The following is a 1,790-nucleotide window of genomic DNA, read 5'->3' on the forward strand; positions in this document are numbered from 1 at the left end:
GTTTTGGTACTATCGGCAGGATCGAGAAAATCTTCAAGGCTTTGCGATTCTATCCAGTCGGTTTTGCGTTGTTCATCAGATGTCGTTACCACCGTTCCCAACACCTCAAAGGAGTTAAATCCGGCACGGGTACACCAATTTTTGAGTGCTTTAAGGGTCGGAACGAAATAGACGTTGGTGATTTTTGAGTAGCTTCCGCTCGGACAAAGAGCGACGGGTTCATCTCCGTCGATGATAAAGGTATCGAGATAAATCTCGCCCCCCTCCGCCAAACCTTGTCCCAATGCTTTGATCATCGCGACCGGATCGCTTCGATGGTAGAGTACCCCCAGACAAAAGATCACATCAAATTTCTCTTCGTAAAAGGGCAAATGCTCCACCCCAAGCAGTTCATAGACGATGTCGCTTTTGACAAAATGATTGATGAGATCAAACTGCGATTTAAAGAGCGCCGAGGGGTCAAATCCGACCACTTTTGCCGGAGTGTCTTCGAGAAAACGGAACATATAATAGCCGTTATTACACCCGATGTCAGCCACTTTTTTGCCATGAAGATTGAAATGGGGTCGGAGAAAGTTGTATTTCAGATCACTGCACCATTCGGTATCGATAAAAAGACCGAACAAATCAAACGGTCCTTTACGCCACGGCATCATAAGGCGAGCAATACGTTCGAGTTCATTTATATCCACCACCTCATTCGATGTGAGGGCAACGGTATTTCCCAGTTCAACCTGAGCTTCGATTTGAGGGAGCTGATTTAGCGCTTCACGCAACGGAGCGATGTTTTTCCATGTCATCCATTTCTGGCGCTCTTCTCGAACTGCAGTTAAATCCATTTTCGCTCCTCATTCTTATCCTGAAATTTTAGCGATATTAGGCTAAAGATGACGTGAAGTACGCAATGAGGGGAGATATTCAGGGGGTTCTTTATGGATAAGCTGATACTAGCACTATTGCTTATGTGTATTTTTGCACCTATGCTCAGGTGATCCTGACATAGCCAAGGGGTTTTACCCCTTGGCTATGTCATCGTTTTTAAAAAATGAAGATTGAATACATGACCCCTATATACATCATAGTTTTTGCCATCACTGGCAGTTGTCCGGAAATTCCGGATAACTGAACTTTCATCAAGTTCACTCTCAATTTGAACTGTTCGGAATTTCCGAACAGTTGATCGGCATATCATTAATTTTCCCTACTCTAAAATCGCAATCTAATTAAATTGTGCTATAATTATCATACAAATTTCCTTCGGGACTACTCTTGGGGCAACCCAAGGGGAACAACTCACAGCTTCATCAACTCTCTCAGTTTATTTTTCAGTTTCTCAAAATCTTCTTCGCTAATCGTACCGATCTTTCGTTCCAACCGTTTGGCATCGAACAGTCTCACTTGTGACAAAATCGCATAGCTTGCTTTTCCTTTGATAAATGAGAACCCATAATGAAACATATCCTCTTTGATTGAACTGGTCAGAGGGATACCGATAAAACTTTGTTTGCTAAATTTGCGCAGTACCAAAATCGGTCGAACGAAACCCTCCCCTTTTCCGTCTTGCTCATAACCTATATTACTTCCCATCGTCGAAACATAAATTTCACGTTCTCGGAAATGGGCGGATTCTGTTTTAATATGTACCGCTTTTTTTGTTTCGTTCCACTCATCGAATCGTTTGCTCATTTTGATTCAGCCTTGTTTTTTCTCCGTCATACCGTGCTTGACACGGTATCCATCCCAATCTTTGCTCATTTTAATTTAACCTGACCCATTTTCTTGTTTGGAAG

At 42.6% G+C, this 1,790-nt stretch carries 2 protein-coding genes; both read right to left on the reverse strand.

Annotation, left to right across the window (positions count from 1 at the left end):
- Positions 1-839, reverse strand: an 839-nt coding sequence (gene cmoB / locus WA010_RS06170; RefSeq protein WP_422556268.1) for a tRNA 5-methoxyuridine(34)/uridine 5-oxyacetic acid(34) synthase CmoB, incomplete at its 3' end; no start/stop codon positions are given.
- A gap of 454 nt (positions 840-1,293) precedes the next feature.
- Positions 1,294-1,686, reverse strand: a complete 393-nt coding sequence (locus WA010_RS06175; protein ID WP_422556269.1) for a type II toxin-antitoxin system PemK/MazF family toxin — start codon at positions 1,684-1,686, stop codon at positions 1,294-1,296.
- Positions 1,687-1,790 lie beyond the last annotated feature (104 nt).

The organism is Sulfuricurvum sp. (genome assembly GCF_049305995.1).
In the GTDB taxonomy this organism is placed as follows: domain Bacteria; phylum Campylobacterota; class Campylobacteria; order Campylobacterales; family Sulfurimonadaceae; genus Sulfuricurvum.